General features: G+C 66.4%; 13 protein-coding genes. 6 read left to right on the plus strand and 7 right to left on the minus strand.

What is annotated here, in order from left to right; translation table 11 throughout:
• Positions 1 to 563 precede the first annotated feature (563 nt).
• The 3 genes from ACW7G5_RS01360 to ACW7G5_RS01370 all read left to right on the plus strand — a co-directional run bounded on the left by ACW7G5_RS01360 (position 564) and on the right by ACW7G5_RS01370 (position 7,089).
• Positions 564 to 4,775: a hypothetical protein gene (locus tag ACW7G5_RS01360; protein ID WP_457001164.1), complete on the plus strand. Its 4,212-nt coding sequence runs from the start codon at positions 564 to 566 to the stop codon at positions 4,773 to 4,775.
• Positions 4,776 to 4,898: 123 nt separating this feature from the next.
• Positions 4,899 to 6,179, plus strand: coding sequence for a polysaccharide pyruvyl transferase family protein (locus tag ACW7G5_RS01365; protein WP_457001166.1), 1,281 nt, complete (start codon positions 4,899 to 4,901; stop codon positions 6,177 to 6,179).
• Entirely contained in the window at positions 6,172 to 7,089 is a 918-nt protein-coding gene (locus tag ACW7G5_RS01370) for a lysylphosphatidylglycerol synthase domain-containing protein (RefSeq protein WP_457001167.1), read from the plus strand. The genes ACW7G5_RS01365 and ACW7G5_RS01370 overlap by 8 nt, the downstream gene beginning before the upstream one ends.
• A gap of 21 nt (positions 7,090 to 7,110) precedes the next feature.
• On the opposite strand, the gene ACW7G5_RS01375 is transcribed toward ACW7G5_RS01370, so the two are convergent.
• Complete coding sequence (locus ACW7G5_RS01375; RefSeq protein WP_457001169.1) at positions 7,111 to 8,205, minus strand: nitroreductase family protein; 1,095 nt, start codon at positions 8,203 to 8,205, stop codon at positions 7,111 to 7,113.
• 171 nt (positions 8,206 to 8,376) lie between these two features.
• Here ACW7G5_RS01375 and ACW7G5_RS01380 point away from each other — a divergent pair, with 171 nt between their 5' ends.
• The 3 genes from ACW7G5_RS01380 to ACW7G5_RS01390 are packed head-to-tail and all read left to right on the plus strand — an operon-like array spanning position 8,377 to position 12,226.
• Positions 8,377 to 9,111 carry a CoA transferase subunit A gene (locus tag ACW7G5_RS01380; RefSeq protein ID WP_457001171.1) on the plus strand — a complete coding sequence of 245 codons (735 nt, stop codon included), beginning with the start codon at positions 8,377 to 8,379 and terminating at the stop codon, positions 9,109 to 9,111.
• Positions 9,111 to 9,737: a CoA transferase subunit B gene (locus ACW7G5_RS01385; protein ID WP_457001172.1), complete on the plus strand. Its 627-nt coding sequence runs from the start codon at positions 9,111 to 9,113 to the stop codon at positions 9,735 to 9,737. The genes ACW7G5_RS01380 and ACW7G5_RS01385 overlap by 1 nt, the downstream gene beginning before the upstream one ends.
• A gap of 59 nt (positions 9,738 to 9,796) precedes the next feature.
• Entirely contained in the window at positions 9,797 to 12,226 is a 2,430-nt protein-coding gene (locus ACW7G5_RS01390) for a reprolysin-like metallopeptidase (protein ID WP_457001174.1), read from the plus strand.
• Positions 12,227 to 12,299: 73 nt separating this feature from the next.
• On the opposite strand, the gene ACW7G5_RS01395 is transcribed toward ACW7G5_RS01390, so the two are convergent.
• The 6 genes from ACW7G5_RS01395 to ACW7G5_RS01420 all read right to left on the minus strand — a co-directional run bounded on the left by ACW7G5_RS01395 (position 12,300) and on the right by ACW7G5_RS01420 (position 16,919).
• Positions 12,300 to 13,241, minus strand: coding sequence for an electron transfer flavoprotein subunit alpha/FixB family protein (locus ACW7G5_RS01395; RefSeq protein WP_457001176.1), 942 nt, complete (start codon positions 13,239 to 13,241; stop codon positions 12,300 to 12,302).
• The gene (locus tag ACW7G5_RS01400) at positions 13,241 to 13,993 is read right to left on the minus strand and encodes an electron transfer flavoprotein subunit beta/FixA family protein (RefSeq protein ID WP_457001178.1); all 753 of its coding nucleotides are present in this window, start codon (positions 13,991 to 13,993) and stop codon (positions 13,241 to 13,243) included. The genes ACW7G5_RS01395 and ACW7G5_RS01400 overlap by 1 nt, the downstream gene beginning before the upstream one ends.
• A gap of 121 nt (positions 13,994 to 14,114) precedes the next feature.
• Positions 14,115 to 14,492 carry a GtrA family protein gene (locus ACW7G5_RS01405; RefSeq protein ID WP_457001180.1) on the minus strand — a complete coding sequence of 126 codons (378 nt, stop codon included), beginning with the start codon at positions 14,490 to 14,492 and terminating at the stop codon, positions 14,115 to 14,117.
• 8 nt (positions 14,493 to 14,500) lie between these two features.
• Entirely contained in the window at positions 14,501 to 15,472 is a 972-nt protein-coding gene (locus ACW7G5_RS01410; protein ID WP_457001182.1) for a glycosyltransferase family 2 protein, read from the minus strand.
• 43 nt (positions 15,473 to 15,515) lie between these two features.
• Entirely contained in the window at positions 15,516 to 16,208 is a 693-nt protein-coding gene (locus ACW7G5_RS01415; protein WP_457001184.1) for an NAD-dependent epimerase/dehydratase family protein, read from the minus strand.
• 9 nt (positions 16,209 to 16,217) lie between these two features.
• The gene (locus tag ACW7G5_RS01420) at positions 16,218 to 16,919 is read right to left on the minus strand and encodes a class I SAM-dependent methyltransferase (protein WP_457001186.1); all 702 of its coding nucleotides are present in this window, start codon (positions 16,917 to 16,919) and stop codon (positions 16,218 to 16,220) included.
• Positions 16,920 to 16,952 lie beyond the last annotated feature (33 nt).

Here is a 16,952-nt window from a genome sequence, read left to right on the forward strand (position 1 = left end):
TTACCGGCCGGGCCTGTCAGTGGCGAGGAAATATTGCCCCGCAACCATGTAGGCGGCGTCCCGGGCGTTGAGTCGCTTGCCGTGCCTGGCAATTCGGATGATTACCGGGCGAATGGTGGAGGAGCGTCTATCCATGCAGTGGCTGGATGCGGATGAATGCGGAACGGAGGGTCGCTGCCCAGGCGACTTCCGCCTTCAATGAGGTTGCCGTGGAGGTCGGGTTTACCGAGGTATTCCGTAATTGATAAACCCTGTTGGTAACGAGGTTTCTCAACGGACCGATTTCCAGGAAGTCATTGCGGCATCCGGTGGCCTGACCATCGATGCCTCCCGCCACTACTTCGCCAGGGGCCGATAACCATTTCTAAATCCGCTCGATCAACGCGCTACCCTGAAACTGGAGCGGTGGAGGAGCGGGGCGGGCATGTAGGGCGCCTGGCGCCTGCGGCGCGGGACATTTCCCGGACTGAAGCGACTGGGCGGCTGATGATCCTTCCCGCGCTATCATTCGTGGTCAATTGACGCGCTGGTGATTGTTCCAAGGCAGGGCACTTGGATCGCCTGTGACCTCCCTCACCTCATTTGGTGGCCGGCAGCCACCGCCCAACACGGGAATCCATATGTCCGCTCGAGTCCGGGCTCTTTTCACTTGGCTCCTTTTCGGACTGCTGGCGGCGGCGGCCATTGGCGCCAATCCGTTCCGCGGTGAAACAAGCACGCCCGTCGATCTGCTCGCCAGCTACCCCGCGTGGGGCTCGGCGGTGGCCAAGTCCGCTGTGCGACACCCGCAGCGATCGGATGCGCTGGACGCGCGACTGCCCCAATGGACGTTTGCCCGCGAAGAACTCCGACAAGGGCGCCTGCCGCTATGGAATGACACTTCGGCAGGCGGCGATGCGGCGCTGCTCAAGCTTACTTCGGGTCTTCTGAGCCCGGCGTTCGCGGCGTTCGCGTTGGCGCCGACGGCCGCGCTGGGCCTTTACCTGTCGGTGCTGCTCAACCTGACGCTGGCCGGCGTCGGCATGTACTTCTTCCTGCGGCGACACGTAGACCGGCTGCCAGCGGCATTCGGCGCAGTGATGTTCCAGTTCTGCGGGTTCATCGTGGCTTGGCTTTTCTGGTCGCATACGCTGGTCATCATATGGGCGCCTTGGTTGTTGCTTGGGGTGCATGTCGCGATCCGTTCGCCCCGGCCGTCGGCGGTGGTCGGGGTGGCGCTGGCGATGGCCATGGTCCTGCTGGGCGGGTTTCCCTTCGTTTCGCTACTGGTGTGCGGCGCTGCCGGCCTGTATGCGCTGGTCCTTGCGACATCGTTGGCGGCGGGCGAGCGTACCGCTGCAGATTTCGCGCTGCGGCTCGCTCGTGGCCTGGCACCGGCGGCGGCCGGGGTCTGCGGCGGCCTGTTGCTCGCGGCCATTCCGCTGTGGGTGTTCGTGGATTGGCTGGGACAATTCGACATTTCCGCCAGGGCAAGCGGTAGCCCGCTCCGACTGGGGCGTGAATTCGCACTCCTGTTCCAGGGTGCGGCGTTCAGTGATCGGGGCGTAGAGGCCGCCATGTATGTCGGCACTCTGGGTGCCGTTCTTGCGCTGGCCGGGTTCGCGGTGGTTTGGCTTAAGCGTGCGGAGGCGTTCTTGCTGGGCCTGTTCGCGCTGTTGTTGGGAGCGGTCGCGCTGGTCCTGGTGTTCGAGCTCGTGCCCAGGTCCGGCCTCGACTGGATTCCCGGCCTCTCCGGGAATGCCTGGTCGCGTGCAATCGCGATCCTCGGGCTGTCGTTTTCCATGTCGGCGGCGGCGTTCCTGCAAAAGATGACAGTGTTGCTTCGCCATCGCCCCTTGCTGCGGGAAGCGCCCGTGGGTGTAGTCGTGTTTGGCCTGCTGTGCTTCCAAGTCGTGGACCAGTTGCGCTATTTCAGGCTGTTCAATGGCCCCGCGCAGGCGGCGCACTACTATCCGCGGACCGATGCGCTCGACTATGTCTTGGACCGCAAGGGCCCGTTCGATTACGTCATCGCCGACAACACCTACCTGGTGTCCGGGAGCCTGGGTGGCTATGGCATCCGCGAATGGTTCGCGCATCGCTTCAGGTCGCCAGCCCTGCAGGAGCAACTTGCGGGGCTGGTGGAGGATCCGTTCACTACGCCTACGGCGTCCATCATCCGTCCGCCGCAGATCCGCCTTGATGCGGACGGCATGGCCGCCATGAACGTGCGCTACCTGTTGGTCGGTGCGAAATCCGGACTTTCGCGCAGTCTGGTGGGGGTGCGCGGAAGCCCGGCCATGCAGCCTTTGCCGGATCTTCCCGCCTCGCAGGGATGGCTGCAGCCCTTCGAGTTGCTCAGGCCGTTCGCGCCCGAATCGTTGAAGATCCGCTTTGCGACGCATCAGGCGACCGACGTCGACGGTAGCGTCAACGTGGTCTTGCGCGCCGAGAGCGGTGACGAGGTCGCGCGCATGGAGGTTGATGCCGCCAATGTCCGCGACAACGAATACCTCTCGCTTCCGGTGCGGGACGTGGCGGAACTTCCGGCGGGGCATTATGTGATCGAAGTGGGCTACCAGCCGGGCCCTGCGGCAAGGCCGATCACTGCTTGGGCGGCAGCTGTGGAAGAGGGCGGCCAGCTGCTGGCGGGGGGGGATGCGACGGGCCTGCGGCTCGACTTCGTGTTGACATCGCGTCGCCAGCCTGCACATTTCAGGAAGGTTCTCGAGTCTCCGCATACTCAGGTATGGGAGAACACCCGCAGCCCCAACGGTCCGTACTTCATCGAGCGGCTCGACGCGCTGCCGCAGCCTGGCAGCGCTAGCGTGGAGGTGCTCGGATACCAGCCCGGCGCCTTTACCCTCGATTATCGGGGAGCCCTGCCGGGATATGTCGTGGTACCGATGGAAGCCACGCGTAATTGGCAGATGCTGGTCAACGGGCAGCCCGTGGAGCCGGCGCTCGTGCGCGGACTGTTGCCCGCGGTCCCCGTGGGCGCGGCTTCGCGCATCGAGTTCCAGTATCGTCCGGCCGCTCTGGGTTGGTTGCCGGCATGGATCATCGCACTCTGCGCGGGAGCCGCCGGGCTGGGCGTCTGGCATCGTAAGCAGCGTGGGCGGAAGCCACTGCGCAATGGAGGCGGAAGCGGCAACGGTGGTGCCGGTGGTGCCGCTGCGTTCCCTTGGCTGCACTCCCGACGTCCCGCGGTCGCTGTCGTGTCGGCAAGCTCTGTGGCACAGCGGTGGCCCGCCACGGTTGGGCCGCTGCCGCGGAGCGTCTGGATTGCGACTGCCGCCTGGGTATGTCTGATGGCGAGCTGGTCACTGCTGCTCCCTACTTATCGCTCAGCGGATGAGGCATGGCATGTGGGCGCAGTGCGGTACCTGCAAGAACAAGCCGACTGGCCCGGCTTCAAGGAACTGCGGCTGCAGAAAGATGTTGTACGGAGCATGCGTCATGCTGGTTTGCCCCATGGACCCACAAAATATCCGCGGCTGACGACGGAAGCCGCGGTGCCACGTGCGGAGCGGCCGAGCTTCAGCGCGATAGGGGAGCCGGTGCCGTCCGGCGCGAACAACCAGATGACGCAGCATCCGCCGGGCTATTACGCACTGGCAGCAGCAGCGACCTCGGTCATTCCGGCAGCCTGGCGCTTTGATCTGTTCGTGCTGGCGCTGCGGCTGTTTGGCGTGCTGCTGATGGCAGGGTTGCCGCTGCTGGCCGCGCTGGTCGTCCGCAAGCTTGGAGGGGACCGGCCGGCGATGGCAGCGGCGGGGCTGTTGCCGCTGTGCATCCCCCAGCTGGCTGCGACCAGCGGTGCCGTGAACAACGACAGCCTCCTCAACATCGCCTGCGCTGGCGTGATCCTGGGCATGGTAGTTGTTGCCAGCGGTGATGCGCGGCGACGCACAGCCTGTTGGCTGGGTGTCGCGCTGGCAGTGGCCCTGTTCGCCAAGGCGTGGGCGCTGTTGCTCGTACCTTTCGTCGGCCTTGCCTATGGGGCGGGAGCTTGGCGGGCGGGCGACGACTGGAAGCGTTTCGCAACCCCATTGCTGCTGGTTGTCCTGCTATCTGCGTTCGGAGGATGGTGGTGGTTGGGGAATCTGCTGGACTACGGCACCCTGCAGCCGGCGGGGCATGTGCCCCTGCTCGAGAGTGGCCCGTTGACGTTCGCCAACGATGGCAGCCGTTGGCTACGCGTGCTGTCGGAGCGGCTGCCGACGCGGTTTTGGGCGACGTTGTCGATCAAGCCGGGCACTCCTTACCCGCCCGGGCTCACCCGCATGGCAAGCGTGCTGCTGCTGGTTGCCATCGCCCTGCTGTTTGCACGCCGCAAGAGCTTCGGTGCACGTCGTATCGATGCGTTGCTGCTGGCAGGCCCATTCCTGCTGGGCCTCGTGGTGTTGCTCGAGAGCACCTGGGGGCTTTTTTCCCAGACAGGAATCACGGCGGGCATTCAGGGCAGATACCTGTATTTCTCCATTGTCGGCATTGCGTCTGGTGTTGCCTTGGCTGTTGCAGCGTCGATTCCGGTCCGGTTCCGGGACTGGTTGCCGATGGCGATGTGGATTGCCTTTGTGGCGTTTGCGGGAACTGCGCAGTACAAGGTCTTGCAAGCCCACTGGGGCCCCGCCGATGCCTCGCTGGGGGAGCGCTGGGGCGCTTGGACGGCCTGGTCGGCGGCGCCGCCGTGGTTCATGGTGATGGTGCTGTCTGGTCTGGTCTGTAGCGTGCTGCTGCTGTTTGCGATGCTGCTTCGCGACGCACTAAGGCAGCCAGCGCCGGTACCGTGAGCGTGGCCGAAAGGCAGAACCTGCGTCAGCACATCCGCGGGGTGCTGCTTGGTAAACTTCCGTTTCGCGTTGCAGGGGCGGGGCGACCCGAGCTGGTACGTGGCGTCAACTCCTGGAGGCCCAATGGGCACTAATTCCTATTCGATCATCGCTGCCACCTTGTCCGGCAACCGCGGCGCGGAAGCCATGCTGGAAACCGTGGTCGGCCGCCTGCGCGCTGAGCGCGAGGATCTGTGCTTCCACGTATTCACCTACTATCCCGATGACGATCGCCGCCTGATCGTCGACGACTCCGCCATCAGCCTGCACAGCTCCACGCCCGCGGCCCTGGTGTTGCGCCTGTTCCCGTTGGCGCTGCTGTTTGGCCTGCTGAAGAAGCTGTTTGGCGCCGGCGTGCTGCGTCACGCCCCAGCCGACATCCGCGGGCTGGCCGAATCCGCGGCACTCGTGGACCTCGCCGGCGTGTCATTCATCGATGGCCGCGAGAAGTTCCTGCCGTTCAACGTTCTCACCCTGCTTCCGGCCTGGCTCCTGGGCACGCCCATCGTGAAGATGCCGCAGGCCACGGGACCGTTTGAAAACGGCCTCAACCACGCGCTTGCATCGCGCGTGCTGCCGATGTGCCGGATGCTGTGGGCGCGTGGCGGGCGTACCCGTGAGCATCTGGAGGCGGCGGGCTTCAAGGGATTGCGCTACGCCCAAGCGGACGATATCGCCTTCAACCACCGCGATGCGTACAACCTCACCCGTGACGGCGGTCCGGCGCTGGACGCACGCTTTGTCGAACTCGAGGCCCTGCGCCCGGGCGAAGGCGGCGGGATCATCGGTATCTGCCCGAGCTCGGTGGTGGCGGTGCAGTCGCGCAAGTCCGGCGGCAACTACGAGCAGGTGCTGTCGGTGCTGGTGTCGGAGCTGCTGCGCGCCGGTCATGCGGTGGTGCTGTTCCCCAATGCCACGCGCGCGGCCGCCGGTGATGCCGAGCGCAACAACGATATTCCCGTGATCCGCCGCGTGCGCGACGCCGTCGGTGTCGAGGGCCGCCTGCTGGCCTTCGACCTCGACATGAACACCGCGCAGATCAAACGCGTGATCCGCGGCATGGACGCGGTGCTGGTGTCGCGCTTCCACGCCATGGTCGGCGCGCTGTCGCTGGAAGTGCCGGCGGCGGTCCTCGGCTGGAGCCACAAGTATGCCGAGGTCATGGCGCGCTTCGGCCTGGAAGACAACGTCATGGACTACAAGTCGATGTCCGCGGCCGATCTGCGCGCCAGCGTGCAGCGCGTGTTCGAGCAGCGCGAGGCCATGAGCGCGGCGATCGCTGCCGCGCTGCCCGGCGTGAAGGCTTCGGCCGATCGCCCGGTGGCCGCCCTGCTGACGCCATCGCTCGGCGCCGACCTTGCGTAAGGAGCTGATCCTCGCCGCGAAGTGGTCCTGGGTGGCGGCCGTTCTGGTCGCTGCGGCGGTGATCATTGCGCGCTCCTGGGACGACATCGAGGCCATGCTGCGCACCCTGGGCTGGGGCTGGATCGCGGCCGGCCTGGGCCTGACCGCGGCGGCCAAGCTGTTCCTGGGCGTGAATGCGCACGTGGCCGCGCGCCGCTGCGGCATCGAGATCGGTTTTGTAGACGCCTTCCGGCTGTACAACCTGAGCCAGCTCGGAAAATACCTGCCGGGCTCGGTGTGGCAGTTCATCGGCCGTGCGGCGGCCTATCGCCACCTGGGGGCGCAATACGGTCCGATCCGCGACGCCCTGGTCTGCGAGAGCCTGTGGATCTTGGCCGGTGCATCGATCGTTGGCGCCGCGCTGACCGGGCCGGCATTGCTGGGCATCCTGACCGGAAGCCTGTCGTCGTTCGTGGGCTGGTGGCTGGGCGTGGGCTTCGGGCTCGCGCTGCTTGCCGTGGTCGCGGCCGCGGTATGGAAGCGCGCGCTGCTGACGCGCTATGCGCGCCTGGCCTGGCCGCCGATGCGTGCGGTTGTGGCGCAGGCCGGCATCTGGCTCCTGCTGGGCCTGGGGTTCTGGGTGTTGGCGCTTGGCTGCGGGCTGACCGTCGGACCCGTGTTCGCGATCGGGCTGTTCGCTGCCGGTTATGCGGTCGGCTTCCTGGTGCCCATCGCCCCGGCCGGGCTCGGCGTGCGCGATGCGGTGCTGACTCTCGGCCTGATGCCCTACGTGCCGGCGGGCGAGGCGCTGGCGGTCACGGTGATGGCGCGCATGGTGTACCTGGTCGTGGACCTTGCGCTGGCGCTGGGGCAGGACGCGATGTTCTCGCTGTTGGGCCTGCGCCGCCCTGCGGTGGACGGCGCTGCCTGATCCACCGTGGTCGCCGGGCGCTCAGCGCCCGAGGTCGTTCCAGCGCCGGATCACGTCCAGCGACTTCTTCTCCGAATAAGCGACCAGACCTTCCGGGTCCGGCCAGCCAATCGCGATCAGCATGATCACGCGCTCGTCGTAATCGAGGTTGAGCGCCTTCTGCATCTTGGCTTCCAGCGGCTCGAAGTCGGGCCAGTTGATCACGCTTGATGCCAGGCCCAGGGTTTCCAGCGCCAGCATGAAGGGCATCGCCGCAAGCGCGCTGTCGACGTAGATGACGTGCCGGTCGCGGGGGCTGAAATAGTGGTTGAGGCGACCCACCACGACCGCGATGGTCGGCACCTGGTGGCCATAGCCCGCGGCGCCGAAGGGAATGGCGGCGACCTTCCTCACCATTTCCGGGTCGTCGAAGATTCGGAACTCGTAGGGCAGGCGATTGCAGGCCGAGGGCGACTGGCGCCCGACCAGCAGTGCCTTGTCGACAAGCTCGCGCGGCACCGGGCGCTGCTCGAACCAGCGCACCGAGCGGCGGCGCTGCGCGAGGGTCAGCAGGTCTTCGTAGCTGGCTTCGCTGGCGGCGCTGTCCGCGCGGCGATAGGGGACCTTGCCGGTATCGTCGGGATTGAACTGCGCGCGGGTGGCTTCGAAGCGCGCCCTGGCGCCAACGACGACCGGGTTGGTGCCGTCGACGATGGAGAAGTAATTGGCGAGCACGCCGTGCGCCCAAGTCAGCTCGCCGATGTCGGCCTCGGCACCATCGGCGTGCTGGCGGGTCGCGCGTTCGTAGAACTCGATGGTCTCCACGAGGTAGTCGAGCGCGAACACCGGCCGCCGCGGCTGCATCAGGATGCCCTTCTCGAGCCGGTGCACGTTGCGCCGCAGCTCGGTGCGCGTGGCGCGCACCTTTCCAAGGTTGCGGTAGTAGTCGCGCCGACCCCGCAACACCGCGAACTGTTCGCGGTTGAACGAGGGGATCGCCAGCACGCTGTAGACCAATGAGAACAGCCGGTTGGCTGCGAGCACCTCGAGCACGGTGCGCAGTACGGCCTCGTAGGCGCGCCGGACCCAGACGATGGCGAGGAGCTGCTTGGCGATGAGCTTGAGGCGATTGAGCATGTAGTGGTTGCTGACCCGGCACGGAGCCGGGCGGGGCATTGAGATGGGAAGGCGGATATTTTGCCAGACATCGGGCGCGGGCCCCGGGTGGAGGGGTCATTGTCCGAAGGTCCGCTGTCGCCGGCGTGGGCGGCGGCTAGAATGGGCGTCCGGTCATCCAGGGCTCACGACATGGTCGAATCCCCCAGCCACGCTGCTGCAGACGGCAAGGTCTACGCCGACGCCGCCTCCGCCCTTGCCGACATCGTCGCCGACGGCCAGACGCTTGCCGTCGGCGGCTTCGGTCTCTGCGGCATCCCTGAAGCGCTGATCGCCGCATTGCGCGACTCGGGTGCGAAGGGGCTCACCGCCATTTCAAACAACGCCGGCGTCGACGGCTTCGGCCTGGGCCAGCTGCTGGAGACCCGGCAGATCCGCAAGATGATTTCGTCCTACGTGGGCGAAAACAAGGAGTTCGAGCGCCAGTTCCTGGGCGGCGAGCTCGAGCTCGAGTTCAACCCGCAGGGCACGCTGGCCGAGCGCCTGCGCGCGGGCGGCGCGGGCATCCCGGCGTTCTTCACGGCCACGGGCTACGGCACCGTGGTCGCGGAAGGCAAGGAAACGCGCGAGTTCAACGGCAAGCACTATGTGATGGAAACCGCGCTGGTTGCCGACGTGGCCCTGGTCAAGGCCTGGAAGGCGGACAAGGCCGGCAACCTGGTATTCCGCAAGACCGCGCGCAATTTCAACCCGGCCTGCGCCATGGCCGGCAAGGTCTGCGTGGTCGAGGTGGAGGAGCTGGTCGAGACCGGCAGCATCGATCCCGACCAGGTGCACCTGCCGGGCATCTACGTCGACCGCATCGTGGTCAACGCCACCCCCGAGAAGCGCATCGAACAGCGCACCGTCCGCGAAGGAGGCAAGTGATGGCCTGGACCCGCGACCAGATGGCGGCGCGCGCTGCGCGCGAACTCGCCGACGGCATGTACGTCAATCTCGGCATCGGCCTGCCGACGATGGTGGCCAACCACATCCCCGAGGGGGTGGACGTGTGGCTGCAGTCGGAAAACGGCCTGCTTGGCATCGGCCCGTTCCCGACCGAAGACGAGCTTGACGCCGACCTGATCAACGCTGGCAAGCAGACCGTCACCGCGCGGCAGGGTGCCAGCTATTTCGGCAGCCACGACTCGTTCGCGATGATCCGCGGCGGCCACATCGACCTCGCCATCCTTGGTGCGATGGAAGTGACCGACAAGGGCGACCTCGCCAACTGGATGGTGCCGGGCAAGATGGTCAAGGGCATGGGCGGGGCGATGGATCTGGTGGCCGGCGTCAAGCGCGTGGTGGTGCTGATGGAGCACTGCACGAAGAACGGCGACCCGAAGATCCTGCCCGAGTGCACGCTGCCGCTGACCGGTGTGGGCGTGGTCAGCAGGATCATCACCGACCTGGCCGTGATGGACATCACGGCTGCGGGTCTGGAGCTGGTCGAGATGGCCGATGGGGTGGACAGGGAGATGCTGCGCGCCCGCACGGGAGTGCAATTGGTCTGAAGTCTGCATGCGCGTTCTGGCAGGGGTATTCTTGACGATCCTTGCTTTGGAGCCCTGCCATGAATGCGCGCTTCTCCTTGATCTTACCCGGCGTGCCGATGGCGCTGGCAGTGGCATTGCTTGCCTCTTGTTCCATCGAAGCTCCGGACCCGGTCGCGACGGTCGGCGTTGCACCCCCGGCTCACGTCGAGGCCGGGGATGCCACCGCTCGTGTGGACGCGGGAGGTCCTGCGGCCGGGTCGGGTCTGAACGCCGCTCAAGTCGCCAAGGTCGTTGGGGCGACGTCGATGGCTCCGCCACAGCCTGGCCGGACCGGCGATTCGATCGCCAGCTATCCGGACCGGGGCGACCTGGTCGGCTATGACGGCGTCCGCAAGGCGCAGCGCCATGGCGCCCACACCTACTTTCCGGTACGGGTCAGCGAAGAGCACGCGCTCGCCGCGATCGGTTCGGGGCATCTGCAGCTCACGGCGCCGGATGGCCAGCCAGTGGAGCTGGAATACGAACGCCACGTCGAGCATTCAAATGGAGACTGGAGCTGGATCGGTCGAAATGCACAAGGCGTCGATGCGATCCTGACTTTTGGTGAACAGGCCGTGTTCGGCGTGCTCCCGGGTGGTGAACGGCAGAGTCTGCGCCTGACAACCAACGGCGGCCAGGCCTGGATGGTGGCGACGGCAGCAGGCGTACTGTCGCCGCTCCAGCAGCGGCTGCAGCAAGGTCTGGTGGCGCCCGACATCCTGGTCCCCAAGATGTCGGACGAGGCATTCACGACGGAGCCGATGTCTGCCGAGGCAATGGCCGCCGAGGAAGTTGACGTGCAGAGCGCGGCCGCTGCGGCCACCGGCACCACTATCGACCTCCTGCTCGGCTATACGTCCGGGTTTGCGAGCATGCTTGGGGGAGCCCAGCAGGCGCAGACCCGTCTGAACCATCTGGTCACCGTCAGCAACCAGACCTTCTCCAACAGCAACCTCGCGGTCACCCTGCGCCTGGTCGGCACCTTGCAGGTCAACTACACCGATGACGGGAGCAACGAAACCGCGCTCACCCAGGTTACCGGGAGCGATGGATCCAACGACGTCACGATTCCTTCGTCGTTGGCGCCCCTGAGGGCCGCGCGTGAGGCGCTGGGTGCCGACCTGGTGTCTCTGGTGCGCCGCTTCCGCGACCCCGCGCACGAGGGCTGCGGGATCGCGTGGTTGATCGGTGGCGATGAAACCCCGATCACCCAGGCCTACCAGAAGTTTGCTTACTCGGTCATCAGCGACTCCAACGGAATGCAGGCCCCGGACAACGGCCATTATTGCCTGGACGAAACGCTGGTTCACGAGATCGGCCACAACATGGGTTCGCAGCACGACGAGTCCGAAGCGACCGACGAGGACGGCACGTCGTACGGGCGCTATGCCTACTCGTTCGGTTACAAGACCGGGGCCTCGGGCGGGAACTTCCATACCGTGATGGCCTACGGGGACGTTGGCCAAACGGCCTACCGCGTCTTCTCGAACCCGCAGTCGACATTTTGCGGTGGTCGAGCCTGTGGGCTCGCAAACCGCGCCGACAATGCCCGGAGCCTCCGCGCCACGGCGCCGCTTATCGCAAACTTCCGAAGCGTGGCCATCAACTACAGCGGGCCGCACCTTTACGCCATCAAGCGCAATGGACGGAACAACACCGAGGCCCACATTCTCCATGGAAGCCATGGCTATGCGAGGTTCTCCCGCCAGCTTTCAACGGTGCTGGCCAGGACCGGCGACGGGTACGGCTGGGTTTTCAGGACCGCGGACTATAACAATGACGGCGTGGAAGACCTTTACGCCATCAAGAAGAATGGCGGATCCGGCAAGACAGAGATTCACGTCCTCAACGGTGCTTCGAACTACAAGACGTTCCTCCTGCAGACGACGACCGTCATCCACTCCACGGGGTCCGACAACCGGTGGCTGTTCGACGTCGCCGATTACAACGGCGATGGCAAACCCGACCTGTATGCCATCAAACGCATGGGTGGAAGCGGCAAGACCGAGATCCACATCCTCAATGGTGCAAGCCGCTTCAAGAGCTATCTGCTGCAGACGGCCACCGCGATAGCCAGGACCGGCGACGACCTCGGTTGGAAGTTCGAAGTGGGGGATTACAACAACGACGGCAAACTTGATCTTTATGGCATCAAGCGCAACGGTGGCAACGGCCGTACCGAAGTCCACATCCTCAATGGCGCGAGCCGCTTCAAGACCTACCTGCTGCAGACCTCGACCGCACTGAGCAGTACGGGTTACCAGAACAACTGGGAATTCAGGGTCGCGGATTACGACGGTGACGGGCGTGCGGATCTGTACGCGATCGAGAAGGACGCTCCTTCCGCGACGACTGTCCACATCATGAGTGCGAGCAGTCGCTTCAAGGGTTTCCTGCTGCAGCAGGAAACGGCGCTGGGTCCACTTGGAACCAGCAGCGCCTGGCAGTTTGATCTGGTCGGTCCATAACGGAGAAAGGGCCGGAGGCGACCAGCCTCCGGCCCTTCTTTTCAGCGTTGGCGTGCGCGCAAGCGCAGTCGTTTCAGCCCAGCGCCGCTTCCAGCTCTGGCAGCACCTGGAACAGGTCGCCGACCAGACCGATGTCGGCGATCTCGAAGATCGCGGCGTCCGGGTCCTTGTTGATCGCAACGATCGTGCCGGCGTCCTTGATGCCGGTGAGGTGCTGGATGGCACCGCTGATACCCACGGCCACGTACAGCTCCGGCGCGATGATCTTGCCGGTCTGGCCGACCTGCATCTCGTTCGGGCAGTAGCCGGCGTCTACCGCGGCGCGCGAGGCGCCCACGGCGGCGCCCAGCTTGTCGGCGAACTTGTAGATGACGTCGAAATTCTCCGCCGAGCCCACGCCGCGGCCGCCGGAGACAACGCGCTTCGCGGCCTGCAGGTCCGGACGGTCCGAACTGCCCGCGGCGAGGCCGACGAAGCGGGTGTGCGTAGGCAGGGTCGCGTCAACGCTGGCGGCTTCGACGGCGGCGCTGCCACCCTTGGCGGCTTCCTTCCAGGACGCGGTGCGCACGGTGGCGACCACGGCCTGTCCGGCCGGGGCCTCGACGGTGACGATGGCATTGCCGGCGTAGATGGGACGCTTGAAGGTGTTCGCACCCTCGACGCTCATCAGGTCGGAGACCTGCGGCACGTCGAGCAGGGCGGCCACGCAGGGCATCAGATCCTTGCCGAAGGTCGAGCTGGGACCGAAGACGTGGCTGTAGCCTTCGGCGAGCTTCGCGACCTGCGGCGCCAGCACCTGCGCGATGGCGTTGGCGTTGGCGTCATTCGCGACGGTGAGCACGCGGGCCACGCCCGAGATCTGTGCGGCTTCGGCGGCGACGGCCGCCGGGTCGGCCGCCAGCACCACGATGTCGATGGCTTCCGGCGACAGCGCCTGCGCGGCCGACACGCATTTGGCGGTGGAACCGTTGAGCTTGCCGTCCTGGTGTTCGGCGACGATCAGTACCTTGGCCATCAGAGCAACCCCTTGTCCTTGAGTGCGGCAACGAGTTCGGCCGCGTCCTTCACCATCACGCCCCTGCTGCGCTTTGCCGGCGCGGCGTGGTGCGTGGTCTTCAGCCCCTGGCCTTCTTCCACGCCCAGCTCGGCCCAGGCGATGGACTCCATCGGCTTGGACTTGGCCTTCATGATGTCGGGCAGCTTGATGAAGCGCGGCTCGTTCAGGCGCAGGTCGGTGGTGACCACGGCGGGCAGGTCGACCTCGAGGGTCTCGAGGCCGGCATCGACTTCGCGGGTCACCGTGGCCTTGCCGTCGGCAACTTCGAGCTTCGACGCGAAAGTCGCCTGCGGGCGGCCCCAGAGCGTGGCCAGCATCTGGCCGGTCTGGTTGGCGTCATCGTCGATCGCTTGCTTGCCGAGGATCACGATGTCCGGTGACTCCTTCTCGATCAGCTTCAGCATCGCGCGTGCAGCGGCGAGTGGCTGCACGTCCTGGCCGGCATCGGTGACCACGTGGATGGCGCGATTGGCGCCCATGGCCAGGCCGTTGCGCAAGTGTGCCTGGGCGTCGGCAGGAGCAATCGTGGCGACCACGACCTCGGTGGCGATGCCCTTGTCGCGCAGGCGCAGGGCCTCTTCCAGGGCGATTTCATCGAAGGGATTGGCCGACAGCTTGACGCCGTCGGTGACCACGCCGGAGCCGTCCGGCTTGACCTGGATGCGGACGTTGTAGTCCACAACGCGCTTGTAACCGACGAGGATCTTCATCGAGTTGGGATTCCTGGATCGCTGTGGGGTCCGCCGCGGTGGGCGGGGGGATATTCTATCGGGAGGGCCCTTGGGGCGCGAATCCCGGCCATGGGCCGCCTGTCCGGCCAGCGCTGTCGCGTCAGCCCGGTTGGCCGCGGATCACGCGACGCGACAGCACGAACGTCATTGGCAACGCGACCAGCACCGCAGGCACCAGCGCGATGGATTCCGGCACCGCGAAGCCCTCGACGGCCAGGCGAAGTACAAGCCAGACAGCCGCGAACTGCAGCACGTACACCAGGGGAAAGCGGAGCGCGGAAGAGCCGCGCATGGGCTCCCGGAAGACCAGCGTGGCGTTGACGACATAGGCCAGCGCGATTCCGGCCACGAACGTGATCGCATACGCCTGCTGGTAGGACACCCAGCGCAGCAACAGCAGGTACAGCCCGTAGCTGGCCGCCGTACACGCCGCACGCGTCAGTACGAAGCGCAGGAACTCGCCGGGGACGCGTGGCACGGGCACGCTCAGGGCCCTTCGGCCGGCGCAGCGCGGGGCGGCGCCGTGCGCGACACCACGGTATAGACCGGCTTGCGATAGGACGCGGTCATCAACCGGCCCAGGTACTCGCCAAGCACGCCCAGGATGATCAGCTGGATTCCGCAGGTGAACAGCACCACCGACATCAGCGACGCATATCCGGGGCTGGTGATGGCGCCGCTGAGCCGGCCGTACACGATGTAGGCCAGCGACAGGAAGCTCAGCAGCGCCAGTCCGATGCCACCGAACGTCGCCAGCCGCAGCGGCAGGTGGGAGAAGGTCACGAAGATGTTCAGGGCATGCGACAGGAGCTTGCGCAGCGTGTAGCTGCTGCGGCCGTGGCCGCGCTCGCCGTGTGCGACATCCACGGAGCGGACGCTGTCGGTCAGCCATGACAGCAGGCCGTCGACGTATGGCCGGCTCATGCCGATCGCGACCAGCTCGGCGGCCAGCGGACGGTGGATGGCGCGGAACGAGCTGTAGTCTTCGTTGATGTCCGGGAAGGCGCGCTTCAGCGCCCATCGCATCAGCTCCGAGCTGAAATTGCGGTAGCCGCTGTGGGTGCGTTTGGGGAACGTGCCATAGACCAGCGGATGGGCCTCGTCCCCCGCGGCAAGCAGCGCCGGGACGGCCTCGGGCGGGTGCTCGAGGTCGTCGTCCATGGTTACCACCCAGCGCCCGCGAGCCTCGACGATGCCGCAGATCGTGGCTGCATGCTGGCCGAAGTTGCGGCCCAGGCGCACTCCGCGGACTTCGGGGTGCTGTGCGGCAATGGCCTGGATGCGCGGCCACGCCGTTGCCTGGCCGCGGTCGTCGACCAGGACCAGCTCGTGTCGCAGGCCGGCCGACCCCAGCGCGGCGGCAAGGCGGTCGCGCAGTTCCTGGAGCGCGCCGGCGCCGCCATGGACCGGCACCACGATCGAGACATCGATGGTCGGCGCCGAGTGGATGGGATGCATGCAGATGACAGGCCTGGTGGCGACCGCGGGATTGTAGCCCGCGTCAACCCGGCCCGCCGCCGTAGTACTTGCGCACCACGCGCTCGGCATAGCCGGCGCCAAGGTCGATGCCCAGTTGGCGGGCCACCGCCACTGCTTCGCCGGCGTCCACGGGCAGCGGCGCGCCCCGGTCCTCGACGTCGTGGATCGCGGTTCGCTCCAGTACGCGCTCGAAGATCGCCACCAGCGCCGGCATCGGCAGCGAGTGCCCGCCGGCGATGACAAGGGTCTGCGGCGGCGGTGCGCGTTCGATCATCACCTCGGCGATCCGCGCCACGTCTTCGACATCGACCAGGTTGCGCTCGGTCCGCGCCCGGATTGAAAAGCGCTGCCCGCTGCGGATCCTGTCGGCGAGGAAGTTCGCCAGCGTATGCGGGTTGGCTGACGTGCCGACGACCTGTGGGAGGCGGATCACGATGCCGCCGGGGTATTCGAGCACGCGCTGTTCCATCGCCTGCTTGTGGCGCATGTACGGCGTTGGTGCCCGCCCGGGCAGTGCGGCGGCGACGGAGTTGAAGTACACGAGCTTGCCGGCATGGGCGGATGCCGACAGTTCGAACAGCTGGCGTTCGCGCTCGAACGCGCGTTCGTCGGTTTCCGCGGAGTTGGCTACGCCCGATGCGAACACGAGCACGCCCGGGTCATCCCGGTATCGCGGGCTGAAGGCGCGCGCGAGCATTCCGTCGCCGACGATCATGCGCAGCTGTCAGGAAACGGCATGGGCGACGTACTGGGCGCCGAGCGGCACGATGGCCAGCCACGGTTCCAGTGGACGCAGGAAGGCCAGCGGCGCGGGGAAGAACACGATGTAGTCGACTGCGGCGTCGGCAAAGCCCGCGCCGCGGAGCAACTGCAGCGATTCACGGCGGGGCAGCAGCACGGCGTCGTCATCAAAGGCGCAGTCGCGCACCACGCGACGGGTCAGTGGATTGAGGGGATTGTGCTCGAAGATGAACAGGCGGCCGCCGGGGCGCAGGACGCGATGCAACTCCGCGGTCCATCGTGCGCGCTCGGAGGGGACGAGGTGGTGGTACACGCAGGCCGCGAAGGCGACATCGATCGAAGCGTCCGGGAGCGGGATCCGCTCACCTTCGATCATGTCGAAGCGCACCGCCGGATGGGCTTCGCGGGCCATGGCGATACTGCGGCCGGAGACGTCGACGCCGATGATCCGTGCGCCAGTGAAGTTCCTTTGCAGGTGCGGGATGGAGGTGCCTATGCCGCAGCCGAAGTCGAGGATTCTCAGGCCGGTCGCGGCGTCGCCGGCAGGCAGCGCCTTCGCGATCCAGTCGATCTTGTAGGCGGCGAAATAGTCCGGCTCCTCGCCGCTGCCGCGCACGCTGTCGCGGTGCAGCTCGCGGTAGCGGTCGGCATGGCCGTCGAAATGTGGCTCGTCGGGGGCTGGCATCGCCGTAGCTTGGAGCCCGCGCGCGCGCGCGGT

The organism is Luteimonas sp. A501, from assembly GCF_054052085.1.

Coding starts and splice junctions, on each gene's coding strand:
- ACW7G5_RS01365 (WP_457001166.1), top strand. CDS start 4,899: ATGGGCACTAATTCCTATTCGATCATCGCTGCCACCTTGTCCGGCAAC.
- ACW7G5_RS01380 (WP_457001171.1), top strand. CDS start 8,377: ATGGTCGAATCCCCCAGCCACGCTGCTGCAGACGGCAAGGTCTACGCC.
- ACW7G5_RS01420 (WP_457001186.1), bottom strand. CDS start 16,919: ATGCCAGCCCCCGACGAGCCACATTTCGACGGCCATGCCGACCGCTAC.
- ACW7G5_RS01415 (WP_457001184.1), bottom strand. CDS start 16,208: ATGATCGTCGGCGACGGAATGCTCGCGCGCGCCTTCAGCCCGCGATAC.
- ACW7G5_RS01400 (WP_457001178.1), bottom strand. CDS start 13,993: ATGAAGATCCTCGTCGGTTACAAGCGCGTTGTGGACTACAACGTCCGC.
- ACW7G5_RS01395 (WP_457001176.1), bottom strand. CDS start 13,241: ATGGCCAAGGTACTGATCGTCGCCGAACACCAGGACGGCAAGCTCAAC.
- ACW7G5_RS01410 (WP_457001182.1), bottom strand. CDS start 15,472: ATGCATCCCATCCACTCGGCGCCGACCATCGATGTCTCGATCGTGGTG.
- ACW7G5_RS01375 (WP_457001169.1), bottom strand. CDS start 8,205: ATGCTCAATCGCCTCAAGCTCATCGCCAAGCAGCTCCTCGCCATCGTC.
- ACW7G5_RS01390 (WP_457001174.1), top strand. CDS start 9,797: ATGAATGCGCGCTTCTCCTTGATCTTACCCGGCGTGCCGATGGCGCTG.
- ACW7G5_RS01385 (WP_457001172.1), top strand. CDS start 9,111: ATGGCCTGGACCCGCGACCAGATGGCGGCGCGCGCTGCGCGCGAACTC.